Origin of the sequence: Acinetobacter sp. CIP 51.11, assembly GCF_000369665.1 — a bacterium.
In the GTDB taxonomy this organism is placed as follows: Bacteria; Pseudomonadota; Gammaproteobacteria; order Pseudomonadales; family Moraxellaceae; genus Acinetobacter; species Acinetobacter lwoffii_S.
The window spans coordinates 697,572-718,638 of sequence record NZ_KB850129.1; the positions used below are offsets into that span (position 1 = coordinate 697,572).

General features: G+C 44.7%; 19 protein-coding genes. 6 read left to right on the plus strand and 13 right to left on the minus strand.

The features are described from left to right. Positions 1-16: 16 nt before the first annotated feature. A complete protein-coding gene (locus tag F894_RS07150) occupies positions 17-1,858 on the minus strand; it encodes an extracellular solute-binding protein (protein WP_005246880.1) in 1,842 nt (613 codons plus the stop codon). Positions 1,859-1,868: 10 nt separating this feature from the next. Further along, positions 1,869-5,162, minus strand: a complete 3,294-nt coding sequence (locus F894_RS07155; protein ID WP_005246881.1) for a LysM peptidoglycan-binding domain-containing protein — start codon at positions 5,160-5,162, stop codon at positions 1,869-1,871. Positions 5,163-5,369: 207 nt separating this feature from the next. Here F894_RS07155 and dnaQ point away from each other — a divergent pair, with 207 nt between their 5' ends. The 3 genes from dnaQ (at position 5,370) to nudC (ending at position 9,300) form a co-directional block, all read left to right on the plus strand. After that, entirely contained in the window at positions 5,370-6,755 is a 1,386-nt protein-coding gene (gene dnaQ, locus F894_RS07160) for a DNA polymerase III subunit epsilon (protein WP_005246882.1), read from the plus strand. 125 nt (positions 6,756-6,880) lie between these two features. Then, positions 6,881-8,524 carry a hypothetical protein gene (locus F894_RS07165; RefSeq protein WP_005246883.1) on the plus strand — a complete coding sequence of 548 codons (1,644 nt, stop codon included), beginning with the start codon at positions 6,881-6,883 and terminating at the stop codon, positions 8,522-8,524. Next, positions 8,524-9,300 carry an NAD(+) diphosphatase gene (gene nudC / locus F894_RS07170; RefSeq protein ID WP_004730202.1) on the plus strand — a complete coding sequence of 259 codons (777 nt, stop codon included), beginning with the start codon at positions 8,524-8,526 and terminating at the stop codon, positions 9,298-9,300. Before F894_RS07165 ends, nudC begins: the two co-directional genes overlap by 1 nt. Before the next feature lie 106 nt (positions 9,301-9,406). Here nudC and F894_RS07175 read toward each other — a convergent pair whose 3' ends face one another. The 4 genes from F894_RS07175 to F894_RS07190 form a co-directional block, all read right to left on the minus strand. Next, positions 9,407-10,288, minus strand: a complete 882-nt coding sequence (locus F894_RS07175; protein WP_005246884.1) for an alpha/beta hydrolase — start codon at positions 10,286-10,288, stop codon at positions 9,407-9,409. After that, a complete protein-coding gene (locus tag F894_RS07180) occupies positions 10,278-10,964 on the minus strand; it encodes a BON domain-containing protein (RefSeq protein WP_004279522.1) in 687 nt (228 codons plus the stop codon). The genes F894_RS07175 and F894_RS07180 overlap by 11 nt, the downstream gene beginning before the upstream one ends. Before the next feature lie 133 nt (positions 10,965-11,097). Continuing rightward, on the minus strand, positions 11,098-11,514 hold the full coding sequence (locus F894_RS07185) for a YraN family protein (protein ID WP_005246885.1): 417 nt from the start codon (positions 11,512-11,514) through the stop codon (positions 11,098-11,100). An 11-nt stretch (positions 11,515-11,525) separates the two neighbouring features. Next, a complete protein-coding gene (locus F894_RS07190; protein WP_005246887.1) occupies positions 11,526-12,485 on the minus strand; it encodes a penicillin-binding protein activator in 960 nt (319 codons plus the stop codon). A gap of 10 nt (positions 12,486-12,495) precedes the next feature. On the opposite strand from F894_RS07190, the gene rsmI reads away from it, so the two are divergent. Continuing rightward, positions 12,496-13,338 (plus strand): 16S rRNA (cytidine(1402)-2'-O)-methyltransferase, encoded by an 843-nt coding sequence (gene rsmI / locus F894_RS07195; protein WP_005246888.1) that lies wholly within the window; start codon positions 12,496-12,498, stop codon positions 13,336-13,338. 90 nt (positions 13,339-13,428) lie between these two features. On the opposite strand, the gene F894_RS07200 is transcribed toward rsmI, so the two are convergent. From F894_RS07200 to F894_RS07230, 7 genes are all read right to left on the minus strand, one after another. Continuing rightward, positions 13,429-13,683 carry a hypothetical protein gene (locus F894_RS07200; RefSeq protein WP_005246889.1) on the minus strand — a complete coding sequence of 85 codons (255 nt, stop codon included), beginning with the start codon at positions 13,681-13,683 and terminating at the stop codon, positions 13,429-13,431. 174 nt (positions 13,684-13,857) lie between these two features. Then, positions 13,858-15,105, minus strand: a complete 1,248-nt coding sequence (locus F894_RS07205) for an FAD-dependent monooxygenase (protein ID WP_005246890.1) — start codon at positions 15,103-15,105, stop codon at positions 13,858-13,860. Then, positions 15,102-16,310 carry a 2-octaprenyl-6-methoxyphenyl hydroxylase gene (gene ubiH, locus F894_RS07210; protein ID WP_005246891.1) on the minus strand — a complete coding sequence of 403 codons (1,209 nt, stop codon included), beginning with the start codon at positions 16,308-16,310 and terminating at the stop codon, positions 15,102-15,104. Before ubiH ends, F894_RS07205 begins: the two co-directional genes overlap by 4 nt. Positions 16,311-16,453: 143 nt before the next feature. Further along, a complete protein-coding gene (locus tag F894_RS07215; RefSeq protein ID WP_005246892.1) occupies positions 16,454-16,978 on the minus strand; it encodes a GNAT family N-acetyltransferase in 525 nt (174 codons plus the stop codon). 532 nt (positions 16,979-17,510) lie between these two features. Further along, positions 17,511-17,750 (minus strand): DUF378 domain-containing protein, encoded by a 240-nt coding sequence (locus F894_RS07220; RefSeq protein ID WP_005246894.1) that lies wholly within the window; start codon positions 17,748-17,750, stop codon positions 17,511-17,513. Positions 17,751-18,042: 292 nt separating this feature from the next. Beyond that, positions 18,043-19,377 (minus strand): Xaa-Pro aminopeptidase, encoded by a 1,335-nt coding sequence (gene pepP / locus F894_RS07225; protein ID WP_005246895.1) that lies wholly within the window; start codon positions 19,375-19,377, stop codon positions 18,043-18,045. Between the two features lie 129 nt (positions 19,378-19,506). Next, entirely contained in the window at positions 19,507-20,139 is a 633-nt protein-coding gene (locus tag F894_RS07230; RefSeq protein ID WP_005246896.1) for a UPF0149 family protein, read from the minus strand. Between the two features lie 64 nt (positions 20,140-20,203). Here F894_RS07230 and F894_RS07235 point away from each other — a divergent pair, with 64 nt between their 5' ends. Together F894_RS07235 and F894_RS07240 are read left to right on the plus strand one after the other, a co-directional pair. Next, the gene (locus tag F894_RS07235; RefSeq protein WP_004279506.1) at positions 20,204-20,761 is read left to right on the plus strand and encodes a hypothetical protein; all 558 of its coding nucleotides are present in this window, start codon (positions 20,204-20,206) and stop codon (positions 20,759-20,761) included. Beyond that, positions 20,758-21,045: a cell division protein ZapA gene (locus tag F894_RS07240; RefSeq protein WP_004279505.1), complete on the plus strand. Its 288-nt coding sequence runs from the start codon at positions 20,758-20,760 to the stop codon at positions 21,043-21,045. Before F894_RS07235 ends, F894_RS07240 begins: the two co-directional genes overlap by 4 nt. Positions 21,046-21,067 lie beyond the last annotated feature (22 nt).

Consider the following 21,067-nt stretch of genomic DNA (forward strand, 5'->3'; position numbering starts at 1 on the left):
CTGATAGGCTTGGAGCTTAATGCTGTTTGAAATAATCAGCCACATGTCTGGCCTTTGCCGCATCGACCCACCAGTAATCAATCCCGGCGGAGAGTTTAGGTTTTCGTTGCGGCTGCTGATACATATTCCAGTAAGCATACCAGTATTCGCCCGTACCATAAGTCAGAATATGATAATAGCCTGCGCGCAGTAAACGGTCTAATACTCGGGTACTATTCACCAGCTGTTCACGGTTTTGAGCCTGAATTCCCTGCTGAATGACGGCATCAATGGCCGGATTTCGAATGCCGGCATAATTATAATTACCTGGCTGCGTGGCGGCCTGACTGCCCCAGAACTGTTTCTGCTCCTGTCCCGGTGTTAGGGATTGCGGCATGGTATCAACAATCATATCAAACTGATAATTCCGCAGCCGTTCATAATATTGCGCGGTTTCTACCATACGGATGCTGGCCTGAATGCCCAAGCGTTTTAAATGACGTAGATATGGCATCAGATCACGCTGCTGTTCCGCCTGATGCAACAGGAACTCAATCTGTACCGGTTGACCCGCAGCATTGACCAACTTCCCCTGTTGATAACGATAGCCTGCCTTTAAAAGCAATTGACGGGCTTTTAACAGATTGTTCCGGTTAAAACCCGAGGCATCTGACTGAGGATATTTCCAGTCCTGAAGTACCGCCTGACGTTGAACCGGATCAAGCTGCTTTAAATGGGGTTTTAAAATGTGCAGTTCTTGAACACTTGGCCGTCCATGAGATGCAAGCTCGCTATTGGAAAAAAAGCTGTTCAGGCGCTGATATTCACCATAGAACATGGCCTTATTCAGCCATTCAAAGTCATAGGCAAAACTCAAGGCTTGCCGGAAACGGATATCGGCAAAAGGCTGACGGCGGGTATTGAATATCAGACTCTGAGTCGGAATCGGGTTGTGATGCTGAAAGCGGTAACGCTGCACCTGTCCTTGCCGAACGGCGGGAAACTGGTAGTCTTTCACCCAGCGGTTGACCTGTTTTTCCTCATGCAAGGTAAATTGGCCCGACTTGAAAGCTTCAAACTTGATTTCAGGACTACGATAATAACGATACTTGATCCGGTCAAAATTATAACGCCCGCGATTGACCATCAAGTCTTTGCCCCAGTATCGGGGATTGCGTTTGTAGCTAATACTACGTCCAGCATCTATGTGTTCAATGACATAAGGCCCTGAACCCAGCATCGGTTTCAGCGTCAATTCTTTAAAATTACGTTTTTGCCATTCCTGTTTAGAATAAATGGGCATCTGCGCGACAATCATCGCCATTTCCGGATTATGTCCGGATTTAAAATGCATTTTGACCTGTAAAGGTGACAGGACTTCCAGCCGGTTTAAATCAGCTAGATACATTTGCAGGCCAAAATTGGACTGGGTCTGAAACAACTCAAAACTGTATTTGACATCTTGCACAGTCACCGGCTGGCCATTGCTAAACCGTGCTTTGGGATTTAAATGAAAAATAATAAAGGCGGTTTTTTGGGGGTCAAAACTGACTTTTTCCGCCAGCAAGGGATAGTACACACCAGGCTCATCGAGTGACTTGGACAGCAAACTGTCAAAAATATAGTTGCCCCCCTCAGTGACATTGCCCTTGCCATTCATGCTGTTCAAATTATCGAAACTGCCATCAGCTGCCAGAATCAGCGTACCGCCTTTCGGTGCTTGCGGATTGGCATAAGGCAGGGATTTGGCCTGGGCATATTTCGGCTGGCTATGTAGTGCAATATATGGGGTGGTGATCAGGGCTGCCCAACTGCTACTTACGAGCAGCGGGGCTAGCCAGATCAACCTGAAAGTTTTAAATAAATGCGCGAATCTCATGATCCATTCATTAATTCGGCACTTTAATCACATCACCAATACGCAATTGTGTATTTGGTTTGAGATCATTCATTTCCGCCAGTTCATTGCTGTTCAGACCATAACGTGAAGCCAGACCGATTAAGGTATCACCGCGTTTGACTTTATAATCCGTCACCAGTTTTGGAATCTGGATCGTTTGACTGACACGCAATCCTGCGCGTGGACTCAGATTATTTAACTGAGCCAGGTCGGTCACGCTTATGCCTAAACGGCTGGCAATTACATTCAGGGATTCACCGGATTTTACCGTATAGGATTCAGTTGCCTTAGAAGCTACAGGCTTAGCTGCCACTTTCACGCCTTCAACTTTTTTATCTGCCGGAAAGTCACCCTCAATTTTTAAACGCTGACCAATACGCACTGTGCTATTGGTATTCAGGCCGTTCAAATCTGCCAGATATTGCAGTTGTAAATGATACTGACGTGCAATAGAGCTTAAGGTTTCCCCTGACTTCACCACATGCGAATCCGATTTTGTATTCTTGACCGCAGTTTCCGCGACCACTTCACTTACCGGTTCTGTCACGTCACCACTCAGTTTCAGACGCTGCCCCACTCGCAAACCTGCATTACGTGACATGCCATTCAGGCTCGCCACCTGGTCCATTGACAAATTATATCTTGCGGCAATACCGGTCAGCGTATCACCCGATTGAACCGTATAGGTTTCAGGGATTTGACTGCCGGCTGGAATCTTGATGGTCTGACCTATACGTAAACCACTATTGGCAGACAACCCATTCAGTGCAGCCAGTTCAGAGACACTCAGCTTGCTTTGACTGGCAATGCTATACAGTGTTTCACCGCGTTTGACCTGATAGTTTTCAGTTGCAGTCTGATCGACTTTAACATTTTCAAACTTCTGTTCAGTTTTCTGGTTAGATGTTGTTAGCCCTTCAACTTCCTGAAGTGGTACATTGATTTTCTGTCCCACCATCAGACTGCTACCGGCAGTCAGACCCGACGTTAATGATGCCAGTTCGGTATTTGAAAGCCCGTAACGATCGGCAATCAGTTTCAGATATTCACCGCGTTTCACCGTATAAGATTTGGTCTGAACCTTGGCAGTTTCAGCTTTTTTAATCTCTTCAGCTTTAGATTTAGAGGCAACCGTTTCTTTCAGTGACAGCTTTTGCCCAACAAACAGACCGCTATTGGTACTCAGTCCATTAAAATCAGCCAGTTGTTTCACGCTAAAACCAAACTGATTCGCTACGCTAGTCAGAGAGTCATTGGCCTGAACCACATAAGTTTCCGGCTTTTCTTTGGCTTTGCTGGCTTCCTGTACCGGTTTGGCATCATACAGATAAATGGTGGTACCCACATACAGCGGAGAATTTGGATCAATCTGGTTCCATTTCGCCACATCACGCCAGTTCACGCCATTTTTAGCCGCAATCATTGCCAGATTATCACCTGGTAACACCTTATAGGTACTGCGTTTGCCTTTTGGAGCAACCACCACCACTTCAGAATCAGTCTTGACGTAATTTTTGCCCTGATTCAGCTGGGCTTCAACCGAATTCGCAGTGGTATTGTCAGCAACTTCTTTTGGATAAGAGAAGCCTTTTGTCAGTTCTTTACCTTGCTGCTCAGCCACAGACAGGCTGGTTTGAATGGCAGTCAGCTTGATTTTGCCATCATAAGGATCAACAATTTCTGTGCCAGCCGGCGCCAATGCTTTCAGCTCTTCAACCACTTGGGCCTGTTCTGCCGGTGTTGCGACAGGCTGCAGAATTTCATCTACAGTTTTCTGAATATCCTGTGCGATGACCGCCTGCTCAACTTGCTGACGCTCAGCTGCCGAAATCGGTGGTTCGACCTGAATCTGTTTCGCTGGCGCTGCAGGTGTTACAGCTACCGGAATACGCGGCGCACTTGGAATCGGCAAATCACTTTGTGCCGCAAAACTGGCCAAGGCAGATGAGCCTTTAGGCGTCGAAATCTTTTTCGTAGTCTTCGTTACAGTATTGGCCGTTGTCGCGGTACTTACCGCCGCTGTGACGACAGGTGGCGTACTTGCAGCTTTAGCCGGAGTCGTCGTTTTGGCAACAGTCGTTGCAGGCTGAGTATTGGCAAGAACCGGTGGTGTCTGTTTTACCGGTGTAATGGTTTTGGTATTTAATTCTGGCGGCGCGGCTCTGGTAGGCACCACTGTCGTCGTATTTCGCGGCAGGCTGCTCGTGTTACTCGCCCATAAACCGCCTGAACCGGATAATTTTTTCAGCTTCTCATCCACTGAAGGACTTAGGTCAGCTGGAATCAGAATACGGCGCGGACTTGCAGGATCAATATGATCACCACGATGACCCGGGTTTAATTGATACAGTTCTGCACGGCTCAAACCGGTAATCGCTGCAATTTCATTTAAACTGGCAACGCCCACTGGCACTTCACGGAAATGCGGACGGTTGGCAATCGGTGGCAAACTCACCCCATAACTGCCCGGATTTTTAATAATTTGTGCAACCGCCAGGAAACGTGGCACGTAACTCATGGTTTCTTGTGGTAGTTTCAATGACCAATAATCGGTAGGCAGACCTGCGGCTTTGTTACGGTTAATCGCCTGCTGGATACGACCTGGACCGGCATTATAAGAAGCAAGTGCCAATTCCCAGGAACCAAACTGGTTATACAGACTGCCTAAAAACTCATAGGCTGCACGGGTGGATTCCACCACATCACGACGACCATCGTATAAAGAAGTCTGCTTTAGACCATAAATGCGGCCGGTACTTGGAATAAACTGCCATAAACCTGCTGCCGCCGCACTACTGGTCGCTGCCGGGTCATAAGAACTTTCAATAATCGGTAACAGTGCCAACTCGGTCGGCATGCCACGGCGTTCTGCTTCTTTTACTGTGTAATATAAATAACGTGATGCACGCGCACTTAAGCGATCCAGATAAGGCTGACGTGAAATAAACCAGCCACGCTGCGCATCAATCCGCGGATTCCAGACACTTAAGTCCATCTTGAAACCTACGGTCATGCGTTTCCAGACATCACCATGTTTCAGAATCTGTAAACGGTCACCTTCGACTGCACGCATATCCGTTGCAGAGAGTAAATCTTCGAGTCCATCCAGACTGCTGGCATCCAGATATTGTGATCCAACCTGCTTGCTTGATGCTGTTTGGGTCGCACTTTGTGTAGATGAACAGCCCGTCAGTCCTAGAGAAGCAAGCGCAGTTCCCAGTACAGAATATTTTAAAAATGTAGGTAATGTCGGCTGCCACAAAATTGCGGTTGGTTTATACATAAAGAAATCCAAACAACTCGTATATAAATTTATTTTTTAGATATGCCATTGTAGTGAAGCATGTCGAAGACTCAAGCCAATAATTTACCGCGATTTCACGTTAAATGTTACAAGAAATTAAAAAATCCCGGACATATAGATTGATCGACTGCATTTGCGCTATACAATAAGCCTTCCAGCTTGTTCTATTTTGATCGGATTTCATCTATGTCACACACTATCACACTTTATGTTGATGGCGCCTGTCGCGGCAACCCGGGTTTAGGCGGTTGGGGTGCGTACATTGTTAATGGCCAACAAGAACACAAAATCTGTGGCGGTGAAGACCATACTACCAATAACCGTATGGAACTGACGGCTGCGATTGAAGGGATTCTGTTCTGTGACAAGCAAGACAAACTGGTGATCTATACCGATTCCAAATACGTCAAACAAGGCATTACCGAATGGATTCACGGCTGGAAAAAGAAAAACTGGAAAGACGTCAAAAATCCGGATCTGTGGCAAAAACTCGATGAAGTCTGTCAGGGACGTGAGATCGAATGGCACTGGGTCAAAGGTCATGCTGGACATCCGGGCAATGAAATGGCCGATCAGCTGGCCAATCTGGGTGCTGATGAAACCCTGAAAAAATCCAAGCAAAGCCCTTCAATGTCTGAAGATAAAAAAAAATCTGAACCCGACTGGTTGCTAGACGATCCTTTCGGTCTGGATCTGGCCGAGAGCGAAGAAGAACTGGAAGATCTGCCGGAAGAAATCATTGAAGTGACTGTTGAAGAAACTGTACAGACTGAAGTTTTAGCAACGGACAGCAATGAAGATGCTTCATCTTCAGAGGTATCTGCCTCGACTGAGATACATCCGCAAATTGTCATTACACCGGCCAAGTTACAGCTGCATGGCCCACGACAACTGATTCTGGATACTGAAACCACCGGTTTTTATTATCAGGATGGTGACCGGATTATTGAAGTCGGCGCGCTGGAAATGATTAACCGCAAACTGACCGGCAGCTCGATTCATATTTATATCAATCCGAAAACACCGGTCGGCGATTCTGTGAATGTCCACGGGATCACCGACGAATTCCTGCAAGACAAACCGCTGTTTGAAGAAATTTCTCAAGTGCTGTTTGACTATTTACACGGCGCGGAAATTATTGCGCATAACGCAACCTTCGATATGAACTTCCTGGATATGGAATTCAAACGTGCAGGTTTTAAAGCACTCTCCGAAGTTTGTGACGTCACCGATACCTTGGCACTGGCCAAGTCCAAGCATCCCGGGCAGAAAAATTCGCTGGATGCCTTAGTGCGCCGTTACGAGATTCCACAACGTGACCGTACTTTCCACGGTGCCTTGCTCGATGCGGAAATCCTGTCCGATGTTTATCTGGCGATGACCGGTGGACAGGTGTCTTTTGATATCGATGCCCTGTCCCAGTCTGAAGACCAGAACAGCCGTTCAGGGATGGCCAGAGTTGAAATTGAATTACCGGTGATTCTCCCGTCAGAACAGGAATTACAGGAACATGAGAATTGGGTCAAACAATTCGAAGAAAAACATGGAACTGCTTGCCTTTTCGCGAAATAAAATCTACATTTCCGGGGATACTTTAGGTTTAAAACTATCGTTCTTCAGTTATAGTAAATACAAAGAGGCCCCGTAGTTTAAAGCGGGGCTCATATATAGATAATACTCCAGGAAAGGTGCAGATCATGTCTTACCAAACCTCTATACATTTTGATCCAACAGCTTTACTGATAATAAAAAATGAGGTTGATAACTCGATCAAGTTAGTCGAATCAGCAGTAAGCACCTTGGTAGAAGACCAGACTTTACCTTTTGGTATTGATGATGCATTAAATCAGTTCGAACAATGCGCCCAGGTTCTGGCACTCATCGACATGTCCAGTCTGGCAAAAGTCGCTCAATATTCAGCAGAATTAATGCGCAAGATTATGGGGAATCCAGCGCAGGTCAATACTCAAGAAGTGATCGCCTTGAGTGAAGGCACCACTATGCTGAAACGCTATATCGAATTTATCTGTTTGCGTGAAGTAAAAATTCCACAGTTTTTGCTGGATACCCTGAACCGCTTGGAACTGGCTTTGGGTAAACCACTGACGACTGAAGGCCAGCATGTAGAATCGCTATTAGATTGCGTCACTCCTGATTTTGCGCTGCCACAGGCACCAAGTCTGGAAAAATCCCAATATGTACACCGTCTGTATAAGCTGTCACTCAACAAGCTGATCAATCAGGAAGAAAGTAAACTGGATTTGCAAGCCATCAAACTGGTGGGGGCTTATCTGGCCGGACTTGCAGAACAACATGACAGCAAGCAGTACTGGAATCTGGTATATGTCGCGTTAAACAATATTGAGCACCTGCTGATTAATGAGCCACGTCTACGCACCTTGGTGAGCATTGAGCGCAACATGGCACAGTATTTTAGCTCGGCAGACAGCTTCAAGGCTTCGCTGGCTGATCTGGCCAATGTGCTCAGCCTATGTATCAGTCAGGAAGATGAAACTGCGCAATCTATCCGTAGCCAGCTCAATGTTGGCGATGACCTACTGACCGATATGCAATTACAGGTCTTCAGTCGCCACCTGTATGGTCCTGACTTTGAAACCATGCATACCATCAGCGAGTTGGTGACCACGGAAATGGCACAGATTCGTAATGACATCGAGTTCAACTATCAGAATATGACGCCTGAAAAGACTCAGGAATTACAAGCTCAACTGAATAGTTTGGCCAATATCTTCAAGGTGTTGAACCTGAATGAAGCCTATCATGACCTGACCCGTCAGGCTGCTTCACTGAGCCAGCCCGAGATTATGCAGGATGCCAGCTTTGCCCAGCAGTTGATGAATGTCATTCTGTCTGCCATGAACTCGATTGGCGTACTGGAACGTCATCACACTTCGAGCCGCTTGCAGCTGCGCGTCAACAACATGAATATTTCTCTGGACCGTCTGGATGAAGCACACGCTGCTTTACTCACAGAAACCAAGGCCCTGATCGAGCTTTCTAGCCAGATTCTCAGCAATTACCTGCAAGATCATGACTTGACTGCCCTCGAACCTGTTCCTGTACAGTTTTGCGAGATTGGCGGCGCGATGCTGTTCCTGAATGCAGAACATGTTCGTACTGCGTTCACCACCACTGCAGAATTCATCAAGAACCGTATTGATCTGTCGATTGCATTAAGTCCGGAAGAAATTCATCGTGCTTTAGACACCCTGGCCAGTGCCGACATGATGATTGATAACTTAAAGAACAAACAGCCTGTATTACAGGCGATGTTTCAGGTAGCATTGGACAGTAGTGAGAAACTCAAAATAGTTGCCTAATGTCCAAATTATCACTTGCTTATATTTTTCAACAACAGCAACTGCTGGTCGATCAACACTTTCAACTTCCACGGGTTGAAGCCTTAGCAAGTGATTTGCTACTCCACACGGGTGATCAAGTGATTGCCCGTGATCTCCTTCCCGATGAGCCTATTCCTGCAGGCTTACAACTGGTTCCCATCCGTCAGCTGTTACAGTTCTGGAATACCCAGCAATTTGAACAGGCCAGTCGTGCGGTACAGCTTTTAGAATGGCGTCGTAACCATAAATTTTGCAGTCATTGCGGCACAGCGACTGAAGCGCATGCTGTTGAATATGCCATGGTCTGCCCATCCTGCAACTACCGTCAGTATCCACGGGTACAGCCTTGCGTTATTACTGTTATTACCAAAGGTGAAGACGAGATTCTGCTGGCCAAAAATGCACGTAATACTAAAAGCCAGATGTATGGACTGATTGCCGGTTTCGTTGAAGTGGGTGAAACGCTGGAAGATGCAGTACGTCGTGAAACGCTAGAAGAAGTTGGCTTACAACTCAAGAATATTCAGTATCTGGCCAGCCAGCCCTGGCCTTTCCCAAGCAATCTGATGATTGCCTTCAAGGCAGAATATGCTGGCGGTGAGCTACAGCTGCAGGAAGAAGAAATTAGCGATGCGCAATTCTTTAAATTCGATCAGCTGCCTGAAATTCCGTTTAAAGGCAGTATTGCCCATGCCATGATCATGCATGTGACTCAAGGTACGCCCGTCGCAGACGACACCAAGACCTGGCTGTAAATCTGTATTTGAAAGATTTAGCCCAACGGCTCAAAAAAAGAATCCAGGGGAGATCATCCACTGGATTCTTTTTTATCTAGTGCTTGGTTAAACTAACATATCAGTATCAGGATTTAAATGCATCCTCGAGCGCCCAAAGCACCTGTGCCTTGGTCTGGAAAAACCGACTAAACAAACTGGAGAGTGAACCCACAATCGCAATATGACCAAGTTTCGGAATTTGAATCAGATGGCTATGATTGCCCTTCTCTTTCAGTACGCGGTCCAAATCCTGGCTATTGAAATGCCCAACAATCTTGTCTTTTTCGGCAATAAACAGATAATGCCGGATTGAGCTATTTTTAACAAAATAATAAGGCATCACCTGCTGATAAGGCACCGCCTGATCAAATGCATCGGCACAGATCGGATCATTTTTGTAATCAAAATGATAAGGCCCCGCCAGACCAATAATCGCCCGGATTTGATTGTGATCAATGCTGGCAGATTGCGGATGATACAAGGCAGACATGACATTGAATGCCCCGGCAGAATGTCCCATCAGGACCAGATTTTCTGCACAGATCTGCAACTGTCCAGCTGACTGCTGCAAATGATTGAGCAATAAATGTAGATCATGAATATAGGTCGGAAAAATATGTTGTGGCGCCAGATGATAATTCATCACCACCACATCATAGCCGTCTTTAGCAAAAGCCTCACCGATAAACTGGTAATCCTTTTTATCGCCATGCAACCAGGCACCGCCATGTACAAACACAATCAGGGGACGATGAGGCAAAGGCTGCTGACTTCGAAACAGGTCAAAGCGTTGCCGGGATTTCAGACCATAGGCCAATTGTGTTTCGACCGTGTAGCCCTGTTTCGGGGTTAAACGATTTAAAGCATAACTGCCAAAATCGTATAACCGGAAATCTTGATAGTGCTGTTGAAACTGCAAAATACGCTGTGAGAGTTGGGTTTTAAACTGGCCGACCTTATGGTTCATAGGTCGGTTCAACCGTATCAGGATCAATGGCAACCGGCGTCTGTTCAATACCCGGCTGCGCATATGCCGGTGCGGCAAAGTTTTGGTTAGCCAGGCTTGAATATTGCTCAACATTATCAATCAAGGTCACAATTTTAGTGACATTACCCACCTGTTGTAACACCTGATTCAGGTCAGCAATCTCGGCACCATTTAAACGACCCATCACATACAGTACGCCATCTTCAGTATGCACATGCACTTTACTATCCGCTACCACAGTCGCTTTCATGATCAAGCCACGGGTATTTGCAGTCACCGCAGTATCCTGCATGATGGTGCTATAGCTGATCTGATTGCCGACAGTAATAAAATTATGTACCGCTTTGACATCACTCATGGATTTGACATTATCTTCAGCCAGTTGCTTTAAATGGGCATCCGGCACCTGACCGGTCAACAAGACATTGCCATGGAAACTTTCAATATTGACCCGGGCCTGCTTAAAGCGCGAATCCAATTTATAAAGATTAATTTTTGCAGTACGGACAATTGAGGAATCAATAAATACCTGCCCCAAGGTACGCGCCCCACTTTCAGTTCCGACAGGAGCCGTACCTGTGCCGCTGGAAATAAAACTTGCACAACCTGATAAACTTGCGACACACAGCATTGTTATTGCAATACGCTTAACCACTCAGCAAGACTCCTTCATTTTATTACGTCTTTTTCAATCTAATAATCTGTTTTCAAGCTCAGATCATGTCAATTCTGCTTGAACTTTACAATGATCTTGAAGCAAATATAAGCATCTTTAGACCTTATTTTGTTCAAAGGTTAATAAACTCTTGATCAAAAGTAAAAGCATTTTCAATCCATTCCAGATCATAAGGGTATTGCGAAAAGTCATGCTGTATGGTTTTTGCAAATTGCTGTTTAAAATCAAAACAAATCACGTCAAAACGATAGTAATAGTGTGCAAATTGTGGATTTTTCTGAATAAAGCACATTGCCGTCTTGAGCATCTTTACCTGTTTTGCTCTGGAAATCGACTCGATCGCTTGCGCATATCGGGTTTGCGCACGTGCTTTGACTTCCACAAAGACCAGTTCCTGATCACGCACCAGAATCAGATCCAGCTCGCCATAGCGACTGTGATAATTGGCTGCCAGGAACTGAAATCCATAGTTTTGCATCAATTGGGCCGCTTGCTGCTCCGCCCATGCACCTAATTGCTGTCGTAGCATTCCTCTTTCGCTCATAGTAGCTTGACGCCTGTGCCACTATACTGAAAACATTGTGGACTACGCTGAATACTGTGGTCCGTGATTTCAATCCGGCCAGTTCTACCCTGAAATTCAATATGCTGCAAATGCGGTTGTGACAGGTACTGCTGGGTAATCTGCCAGGCATCTCCCCCGAAGGCAATCAGCCGCTGATAGGACATATCCACCGGTTCTTTAGCATAGGCCTGTACAACATCTGGCCAGTCAGCCAGATAAAGTACCGGAACATCACAGAACTTGATCCCTTTCGGGGGTCTATGCTGCTCGCTGATCGCATTGGCCACGGTATACATCCGTTTATGGCTTAATTCAGGTATGGCAGCCAGCCCTTCTGCATTGCCGAGGTATAACAGCCCTTGTTTTGGTATTAAAAAAATGGGGGCCTTGTTCACGATCTTGAATTTCAGATCACTTTGACTGAACAATGACATCAGCAACAGTTCATGCTCGGCTTCACTGCCCGGCTGGCGTAAAATCAGCAGCTGTTGAATTCCATCTTTGTGCAATAAGATTTTTAAGGCAGCGGCATCTTCTTTTTTGGACAGGCTGAATTGCCAGACTTGGGGTGATGACCCTGCTACATCATTCAGGCTGAGGGTACGTACTTTAGGTTTGCTCTTGAGTAGTTGTTCCACATCGCTACGTGCCAATGGACCCACCACCATTTTGGTCTTTTTATTGACATGCTGTTTCAGTAGCTGGGAGATATTTTTCTGATTGGAATTGACCCATTTTAATGGAACTTTCTGCCCGGAAGTAGCATAAGCACTGAGAAAACCCTGTTTGATACTCGATGCAGCTCGCGCCAAAGGTCCGGATTCGGGTAGAATGATCAACACTTCTGCTTGTACGCTACTAATGTAGCTGACTAAACACAAGCCCAATATTTTATTTTTAATCTTCCATTTTTTATTATTCAATTTATTCCACATGGAGAAACCTATGAGTGCTCAGTTATTTGTTGTTGCGACTCCAATCGGGCACTTAGATGATATTAGTTATCGTGCAATTCAGGTGTTGAAGTCGGTGAGTCTTATTGCTGCTGAGGATACACGAACTTCAGCACAGTTGCTTAAACACTTTAATATTCAAACACCTCTGACCGCGTGTCATGAGCATAATGAAAGCAATAAGATTGATCAGCTGATCCAACGCCTGCTTAATGGCGAAGATATGGCCCTGATCAGTGATGCTGGTACTCCCCTGATTAGCGACCCTGGCTTTAAATTTGTCCGGGCTGCTCAAGCGCATAATATCCGCGTGATTCCTGTACCTGGTGCTTGTGCGGCTATTGCTGCCTTAAGTGCTGTTGGCTTGCCGAGTGACCGTTTCAGTTTTGAAGGTTTTCTGCCATCCAGACAAAGTCAGCGCCTACTAAATCTGGAAAAACTGAAAGATGAAACCCAGACTTTAATTTTCTATGAAGCACCGCACCGGATTCTGGATTGCGTTAAAGATATGGCCAGCGTTTTCGGAGCAGATCGCCCGGTCGGTTTTGCGCGTGAGATTACCAAGACTTTTGAAACTATCAAGAAAATGACCTTGGGTGAGCTGGTCGAATTCATTAGCAATGATCACAATCAGCAAAAAGGCGAAATTGTTTTGGTGATTGGCGGTGCCACCGAAGAAAAAGATCTGGATCAGGAAAAACTGGATAAATTATTGAACCGCTTATTACAAGATCTTTCGGTCAAAGCAGCATCACAGTTGGCAGCAGATTTAACGGGTATTAAAAAGAAAATCGCTTATCAACGTGCTTTAGAACTGACTTCGGCAAACGATTAATGGTTCAAAATTTTCTATCACGTTTTGATTTGCAAAAAAAACACCACAATTGATGTGGTGTTTTTTATAAGAGGCAAGTTAATCAATAACTTATTCTTTAGCTACTGATTCATCTGCCGGGACTTCAACAATACGACCACCATTGGCAAGGAAAGCCGCAATTTCGTCTTCAAGTGCCTGACGTTTCTTTAACTTTGCAGTGACGGTCAAGGTTTCAGCTTCTGCAAGATCGGTATCATTCACAACCTCTGTGCTATCTGCTGCGCCTTTTTCAGCTGCTTTTGCTTCATCATCGTCAACGATTGAATCTTCAACGTCGTCATCATAATCATTCATGTCTGTCATTTGCATCTCCCCAAAAATGGCGCTTGCTTGGTATTCCAAGCCAGGTATCGAATTAAGTGAAATTTAGCAATCTCTTTGGGCTTCGCCTAGTACTAAACATCAAAAAATCGTATCTTTTTTAAACAAAATCGTTACTCTTTATTGATGTTTGTTTAAAAAATTTACATTTCTGTCTTAAGCTGCGTAGCGTGTGTCTTTAAGTAAACTCAGACCGTTGGCCTGCGCCATAAATGCATCTTTCAACATGGGCTGATTTTCTACCTGTTTCAGGCCGAAATTGCGTGCCCAAACCATCGGGAAGAATAAAGTGGTTTCCATCCAGCCAATCGCAGACATGCTGTGCATCATGGCATCGTTCTGACCTTTACGGCGATGCTCATAGCGTTTTAGGGTCTGCTCATGTGCCCATACGCCACGCGCCTGATCATGCAGCAAAACATTACAAAGCACGGCAGCATCCAGACAGCCAATATTCACCCCTTGACCTGCTAGTGGATGAATGACATGTGCGGCATCTCCAATCAGTGCTAAACCATCTTGAACGTATTGCTGGGCGGCGCGGGCTTTTAAAGGGAAAGTGGCACGTGGTGTCGCCTGCAATACTTCACCCAGCATATGCTGGCTTTCACGGGTTAATAGCTGGGTAAACTCAGCATCTGACAACGCTGCATATTCTTCGGCATAATCCTCTGGCAAGGTCCAGACAATCGATTGCCAGTGTCCCTGCTCTTCCGGATTAAGGCTGGCCATAGGTAGAAAAGCCAATGGACCGGTTTCGAGAAAAATCTGACGTGCCATATGCTGATGAGGCTGTGCAGTTTTAATGGCACAACTGATGCCCGCCTGTTTATAGTCCAGTACATCAATATCGATAAACGCTTGCTCACGGACAAAGGAGTTTGCACCATCTGCGCCAATCACCAGTTTAGTTTGGAGTTGTGTACCATCAGCCAGATGAATGACCCACACACCGACGCCACGTTCGATGCGGCTGACTTTGACCTGTGTTCTATAATCTTGAATATCTTCAAGCATCTTTTGCTGAATGGCCAGATTCAAAATGCTTGGTTCCACCATCGAGCCTAAAGCCTGTTCTACCGAAGGTGTTTTTGCAGAAGGCTGGCCAAAATTGATTTCGCCATAGCCATTTTTATTCCAGACCTGCATGCCGGTATAAGGCTGCTGACGTGCTAAATTTTCCCAGACACCCACCGTTTTCAACAGGTGAATGGTTGCCTGACTTAAAGCCAAGACACGCGGATTGGCCGCACACAAAGTTTTATTTGCATACAGAATTGGTGCTGCATCCAGAACTGTAGGCTGCACACCACCTTGAGCTAACAGAAGCGCTGTAAGTCCACCAACCAGCCCACCACCAATAATGACGACGTCTAATATTTCGTTAGTTTGATTTAAGCTCATGCTTTTAACCCCATGGCATAATTTGCAACGAGTGGCTTGATGCCAGGAATCGTATCAAAAGCGATTAAACCTGTATTACGCATCAGCTTTAAAAATGGATTCTGGTTACTAAAGCCACGTACCACTGAATCACAGAACTTGATCACACGCTGCTGGTCACTGAGACGAGATTTTTCATAGTCTTGTAATATTCCAGCATCGCCCAAGTCTGCGCCTTGTACCTGCTGTTCTTTCAGGTAACGCACCAATACATGCGCATCACGCATACACAGGTTAAAACCCTGACCAGCGACCGGATGAATCGTATGGGCAGCATTGCCCATCAATACGACACGGCCAACAGCCTGTTTTTCGGCTAACACTTGAGACAATGGAAAACTGAACCGTTTTCCGGTTTTCTGGAATTTTCCGGCACGATCACCATACGTTTCCTGTAAGGCATCCAGAAAATGCTGGTCATTTTCATCCCCCAACCATTCTCCTTCAGTACCTTTTTTCACTGGCCAGACCACTGAACGACGATACTCACCCGGTAGTGGTAAAAGTGCCAAAGGCCCTAAATGGCTGAAACGCTCAAAGCCCACATGAGCATGTGGCTTTGAAGTTTGTACTGTGGTCACAATCGCAACCTGATCATAATCATGTTCTGACGCACCAATACCCAAGGCTTTACGGCAGAAAGAATCCCGCCCATCGGCGGCAATAACCAGTTTGGATTGTAATTTTAGTGACGATTCACCACGCTGAGCTTCGATATAAGCAAAGTCTGTATCTTGGATAAGGGATGTCACTTGAACACCATCAATCAGTTCAATCAATGGCTCTTTTTTGACTTGGGTCAGCAGTACACGACCGAGCCAGGCATTTTCAATGACCTGACCAAAGCTTTCGACTTTTTCCTGTTCGGCTTTCAGTCGAGCCTTACCACAACTGCCCTGTTCGGTAATATTCACTTCCAGAATTGGGGTAGCATGTTCTTGCAAGGCATTCCAAAGTCCAAGCTCCTGATAGATCTGCACGCTACGGCGTGACAAGGCACTGTTACGTGCATCAAAACTGGAATGATATGGCGCAAGATTTTCATCATCATAATTTGGGTATTTAATGGCTTCCAACAGTTTGACTGCAATATTGATTTTCGCCAACATCAATGCGAGGCTTAAGCCGACCATACCACCACCGACAATGATGACTTCTTGTTGCATGCTTACTTCCTTATCTGTTTATTCGCATCTATGGCGAATTACATAAAACGTATACTGATTTTATCTTACCTCAAGGCTTTAAATTTTTATAATGATTCGTTTTATTTAGTTTTCTCCATGATGATCCAGCCTATATTGAAAAATCAAGACATCGCGCTTTTCAGTCCCCAACTTCGGCAATACAGTATAGGCATTGATCCGTTCAACGATTTCAAACCCTGTTTTAAAAGCACTTGGTGTGCCTGTATATGTTCTGCATCACAGAAAGTATCTAGTGATTTAAATGTAAGATATTGTCTAAAATACTGAATCACCGCTTTCATCGCCTCAAGCATATAGCCCTGCCCCTGAAATCGAGGACCAAGTCCGAAATGAATTTCAAGGCTGTTATTTTGCTGTTGAATAATCGTTAATAACCCGATTGCCAGATGACTTTTGCGCTCAGCAATCACCCATGAAAATCCTTCACTTGGATGCTGCCAATAGCTTAACGACCATTTCTGCAACATTTGTTGAGTTTGACTGACTGTTGTATGCACCTGCCGTTGTAAATATTTTGATGCTTCAATGTCGCCACAATATTCTTGGAATAATGAGATTTCATCTCCGACTTTATATGCTCTTAACTCCAACCGAGTTGTCTTTAATTTAGCAACTAAAATATTCATACTCACTTTTGTCAACTCGGCCTTAAAAAACGGAATGTTGTAATTTCATTTAGCACTTACACGATTCGATCGCAAACCTAGTCAAATTGGTATAACTCGATCTACTCGCTTCGCACAATTTTGAATACATACTGATGCTCGTAGATCCTGAATGATAAAATTGTGAATCAAGCCATTTATAAATGAGCTGATATTCACTTTCAGTAGCAGGAGGCCCATTTACAATCACTATTCTTTTCTTATTTTAAGATAATTGTATAAATATAACTCGATCTTTGAGCTAACAGATATTTTAAAAAAATTTATCCAACCATGTACAATCTAATCTTATTTGTATGATAGTGATCATCAATCTTTAGCTAGGCATTGTTGTAGATCAGGGGATGGTTCTATTAATAACGTATAAACACCTAATAAAAAACCCCGGAAATCTACCGAGGTTTCTTCATCTTCCACACTATTTCTATCCTCTCGGCAAGTTACTCGAAGACATGAATCCTATCTTGCAAGAAACTCGCCCAAGAAGATTAGCTTAACGCACAATATTGGTATGATGATCTGTGTGGTGTACTGTTCTACCCAACTTCGTTCCTGTATAAATCAGGTACAATGCCGACAAACCAACCAATACATAAACAATTCGAGATAAGGCGCTCATATCACCAAAGATTGCAGCGACCAAATTAAAATCGAATGCACCAATTAAACCCCAATTAATGCCACCAACGATTGTTAAAGCATAAGCAATCCAGTCAATCGTATTTAATCTCATAAGTGTTCTCCTGCTGTTATTTAAGTTTATTTAAGGATCAGAGAAAGTATGAGAATCTCAGCGAATTTAATATGTAGCTTTGATGCTAAAAACAGATTTTCTGTGTTGACTTCCTGTCACTTTTTAAGCTGTAAATTTTACTTAGGTTAGTTTTATTTGACTTGTTCGAGATAAACGTAAGCTAAGTCACTTTTTGATCGATTCGATATAGCTAGGAATTCTTGTTTAAAACGGCATAGAAATGTCATAAAAAAAGCCGATCTCGCGACCGGCTTTCTGTATTTTTCTTGGATTAGGCAGCGCGCGCTTTCGCCATCAATGCTTCAATCTCTTCTACCGTTTTGACAACTTTCGCAGTTAAAACCAGCGGGCCATTTGCAGTGGCTACCACATCATCTTCAATTCGGATGCCAATTCCACGCCATTTGGCATCCACTGTTTCATCATCAGGCGCGATGTAGAGACCCGGCTCAACGGTCACGACCATGCCCTCTTCATACGAGCGCCATTCACCATCAACCTTATAAGCACCGACATCATGCACATCCATACCGAGCCAATGCCCCGTACCGTGCATGTAGAACTGACGAAAAGCTTCTTTTTCTATAATCTCGTCGATATTACCCTGCATCAAGCCAAGATCGAGCAAACCCTGCACCAAAATAAGCACTGCAACATTGTGAGGTTCTTTATACGAGTTACCAATTTGCACGGCATTGATCGCAGCGATTTGAGCATCCAGTACTACGTTATATAAGGCTTTCTGTTCCGGACTGAATTTACCATTTACCGGAAAGGTACGGGTAATGTCTGAAGCATAGAACTGATATTCAGCTGCAGCATCAATCAGGACTAAATCGCCATCTTTCAGTTCTTTGTCATTTTCTACATAATGCAGGATGCAGGCATTTTCACCGCCACCGACAATACTGTTATAAGCCGGAACACCGCCATTTTTGCCAAAGACATAATTCAGCTCGGCTTCCAGCGCATATTCCATCATACCCGGACGTACTGCTAGCATCGCTTGCGTATGTGCATCAGCAGAAATATCGGAAGCAATCTGCATCAGTTCGATTTCATTTGCATCTTTATGCAGACGCATTTCATCAACAATACGATCCAGCTGAATGACTTGCGCTGGCACAGAAGTACCACGACGGCTTTCACCACTTGCAGTTGCAATCCATTTGGCGACACGCGCATCAAACTCTGCATGCTGTCCAATGCGATAAAACAACTGATCTTTATTTTGTAACTTTTCTAAGATTTCTTCATCCAGCAAATCAATCGCATAGGCTTCATCTGCATCATAATCCTGAATAGCCCCATCAATACCCGCGCGGTAGCCATTCCAGATTTCCATTTCACGGTTGCGTTCACGACAGAACAAACTGTAGCTATAGCCTTCTTCTTCAGTGTCAAAGGTTTCAATCACAGCCACAGCTTCAGGTTCCGCGAATCCGGTTAAATAGAAGAAACTACTGTCTGCACGGTATTTATAATCTGCATCACGGTTACGCATAGCTACTGGACTGGTCGCGATAATAGCGATACTGCGTAAACCGATTTCCCCTGCGAGGATTGCGCGACGCTCCTCAAAAACTGCCTGTGTCAATTTCTTCATTACACCTTACTTCTTATCGATCAATACTTGTATTTAGAATATAGTCTTGAAATCAGACTATAGATTTCACTGTAAACAGCAAAATATATGCCTGATTTCAAGCAGGTGATGACTCACCTCAGCATTTCATCAGCTTAGACGTTTAGGCGAGAAAATCTCGACTACACTTTGCGCTTCTGTAGTAGCGACTTTAGGCTGATTTTTTTGACTAAATTGCTGTAAGAGTGGCGTTTCTTCAACTTCGACCTTTTTACGCCCTAAAGACAGACTGACAGGAATCAGACGCACAAATTCGTACAATTCCTGATAGCTTTCTTCACCTTCAGCATCATCGTCTGAGTCTTCAAATTCAACTGCGGCTACATCTTGTAAATGTTCAATCAGCTCAACTTCATCCTGACGGATATGTCCTGAAGCCAGTCCGAAACCTAAGACCACGCCTGCACACCAGTCCGCCAGAGCCTGTACGCGTTCTGAAAGCACATGCTCATCATCAGGCAGCAAAGGTAAATAATCCAGCTCATCTTCAGACAGTGCATGAAATACATCTTCAGCTTCGCCCGTCAACAACTCTAATGCTTCGGCATCCAGTTCAGGTACATCCAGTGTTTCTAAAATCTGTAACCACTCTTCACTGCTTGGCGCCTGGGTGACACAAACAATGCCAGTTAGCAAACCATGTAGTTCGCTAGGGCTAGAAATTTCCTCAATTGAAGAAAAATTGCGGTGCCATTCGGTCCAACCTGAAATATCGTCTTGCATTCGTTTATCCAATCTTTATACTGCTTATATATTACCTTTGTTTGCAACACTGTGCGACCTCGATATGTTAGAAGAATTACAGCGTCTACAAGTGCAGATCGGCGTGTTAAAAACGCGACTTGCACGGCTTGAAAGTGAAAATTCCAGTTTGCGCGAAGAGCAAGACTCTTCAATGATGCAACATCAACAGCAAATTGAACAAAAAAACAGCGTGATTGCGCAAAAACAACAAGAAAATGAAAATCTGACAGAACAATTGACGGATTCTCGTGCCCAGTTTCAACTGCTTAATAATGATGCAACTGCACTGGCAGACCGTTATGGTCGTCTGGAAAAAAGCTGTACCGACCTGAAAAACCGTTTTCAGGAAATTCTGGCTGAACGGAATGAACTGCGCGTAGTTAAGGAAAAGATGATCCTTGAACAGCGTCATGCCCAGCAGGAAATTCAGCGTCTGACTCAGGAATCTGAACGTTTAACCCAGAAAAATGAAAATGCCAAAGCCAAGGTTGAAGCGATTATTCAACGTCTGGCCATTCTTGGCACTGCGCAGGATCATCACGCACAGGAAATTCAACAACTGGCCCATCCGACTGAAGCGACTGAGGAAGCCTCATCATGAGTGAACAAATTGCAATTGATCTCAGAGTATTGGGGCATAGTTTCCGTTTGGCCTCTACTCCTGACAAGCAGGAAGAATTAGAACGCGCGGCACAGTTATTAAATGACAAATATGATGAATTTCGCCGTAAAGCACCACGCATGGAACCTAGCAAGCTGATTATTATGGTTGCACTTGAGCTGATGCAGGAGGTCTTGAATATGAACAGATCACTGCAACAATATGCGCATTGCGAGCGTTTGTTACAAACTATTTTAGAAGAAGTTGAAGAACTGACTGAATAATCTCGAATTCTGTTTAAACTTC

What these genes read in the sequence shown, in the direction of transcription:
- F894_RS07150 (WP_005246880.1), bottom strand. Translation starts at nt 1,858, where the DNA reads ATGAGATTCGCGCATTTATTTAAAACTTTCAGGTTGATCTGGCTAGCC.
- F894_RS07155 (WP_005246881.1), bottom strand. Translation starts at nt 5,162, where the DNA reads ATGTATAAACCAACCGCAATTTTGTGGCAGCCGACATTACCTACATTT.
- dnaQ (WP_005246882.1), top strand. Translation starts at nt 5,370, where the DNA reads ATGTCACACACTATCACACTTTATGTTGATGGCGCCTGTCGCGGCAAC.
- F894_RS07165 (WP_005246883.1), top strand. Translation starts at nt 6,881, where the DNA reads ATGTCTTACCAAACCTCTATACATTTTGATCCAACAGCTTTACTGATA.
- nudC (WP_004730202.1), top strand. Translation starts at nt 8,524, where the DNA reads ATGTCCAAATTATCACTTGCTTATATTTTTCAACAACAGCAACTGCTG.
- F894_RS07175 (WP_005246884.1), bottom strand. Translation starts at nt 10,288, where the DNA reads ATGAACCATAAGGTCGGCCAGTTTAAAACCCAACTCTCACAGCGTATT.
- F894_RS07185 (WP_005246885.1), bottom strand. Translation starts at nt 11,514, where the DNA reads ATGCTACGACAGCAATTAGGTGCATGGGCGGAGCAGCAAGCGGCCCAA.
- F894_RS07190 (WP_005246887.1), bottom strand. Translation starts at nt 12,485, where the DNA reads ATGTGGAATAAATTGAATAATAAAAAATGGAAGATTAAAAATAAAATA.
- rsmI (WP_005246888.1), top strand. Translation starts at nt 12,496, where the DNA reads ATGAGTGCTCAGTTATTTGTTGTTGCGACTCCAATCGGGCACTTAGAT.
- F894_RS07200 (WP_005246889.1), bottom strand. Translation starts at nt 13,683, where the DNA reads ATGACAGACATGAATGATTATGATGACGACGTTGAAGATTCAATCGTT.
- F894_RS07205 (WP_005246890.1), bottom strand. Translation starts at nt 15,105, where the DNA reads ATGAGCTTAAATCAAACTAACGAAATATTAGACGTCGTCATTATTGGT.
- ubiH (WP_005246891.1), bottom strand. Translation starts at nt 16,310, where the DNA reads ATGCAACAAGAAGTCATCATTGTCGGTGGTGGTATGGTCGGCTTAAGC.
- F894_RS07215 (WP_005246892.1), bottom strand. Translation starts at nt 16,978, where the DNA reads ATGAATATTTTAGTTGCTAAATTAAAGACAACTCGGTTGGAGTTAAGA.
- F894_RS07220 (WP_005246894.1), bottom strand. Translation starts at nt 17,750, where the DNA reads ATGAGATTAAATACGATTGACTGGATTGCTTATGCTTTAACAATCGTT.
- pepP (WP_005246895.1), bottom strand. Translation starts at nt 19,377, where the DNA reads ATGAAGAAATTGACACAGGCAGTTTTTGAGGAGCGTCGCGCAATCCTC.
- F894_RS07230 (WP_005246896.1), bottom strand. Translation starts at nt 20,139, where the DNA reads ATGCAAGACGATATTTCAGGTTGGACCGAATGGCACCGCAATTTTTCT.
- F894_RS07235 (WP_004279506.1), top strand. Translation starts at nt 20,204, where the DNA reads ATGTTAGAAGAATTACAGCGTCTACAAGTGCAGATCGGCGTGTTAAAA.
- F894_RS07240 (WP_004279505.1), top strand. Translation starts at nt 20,758, where the DNA reads ATGAGTGAACAAATTGCAATTGATCTCAGAGTATTGGGGCATAGTTTC.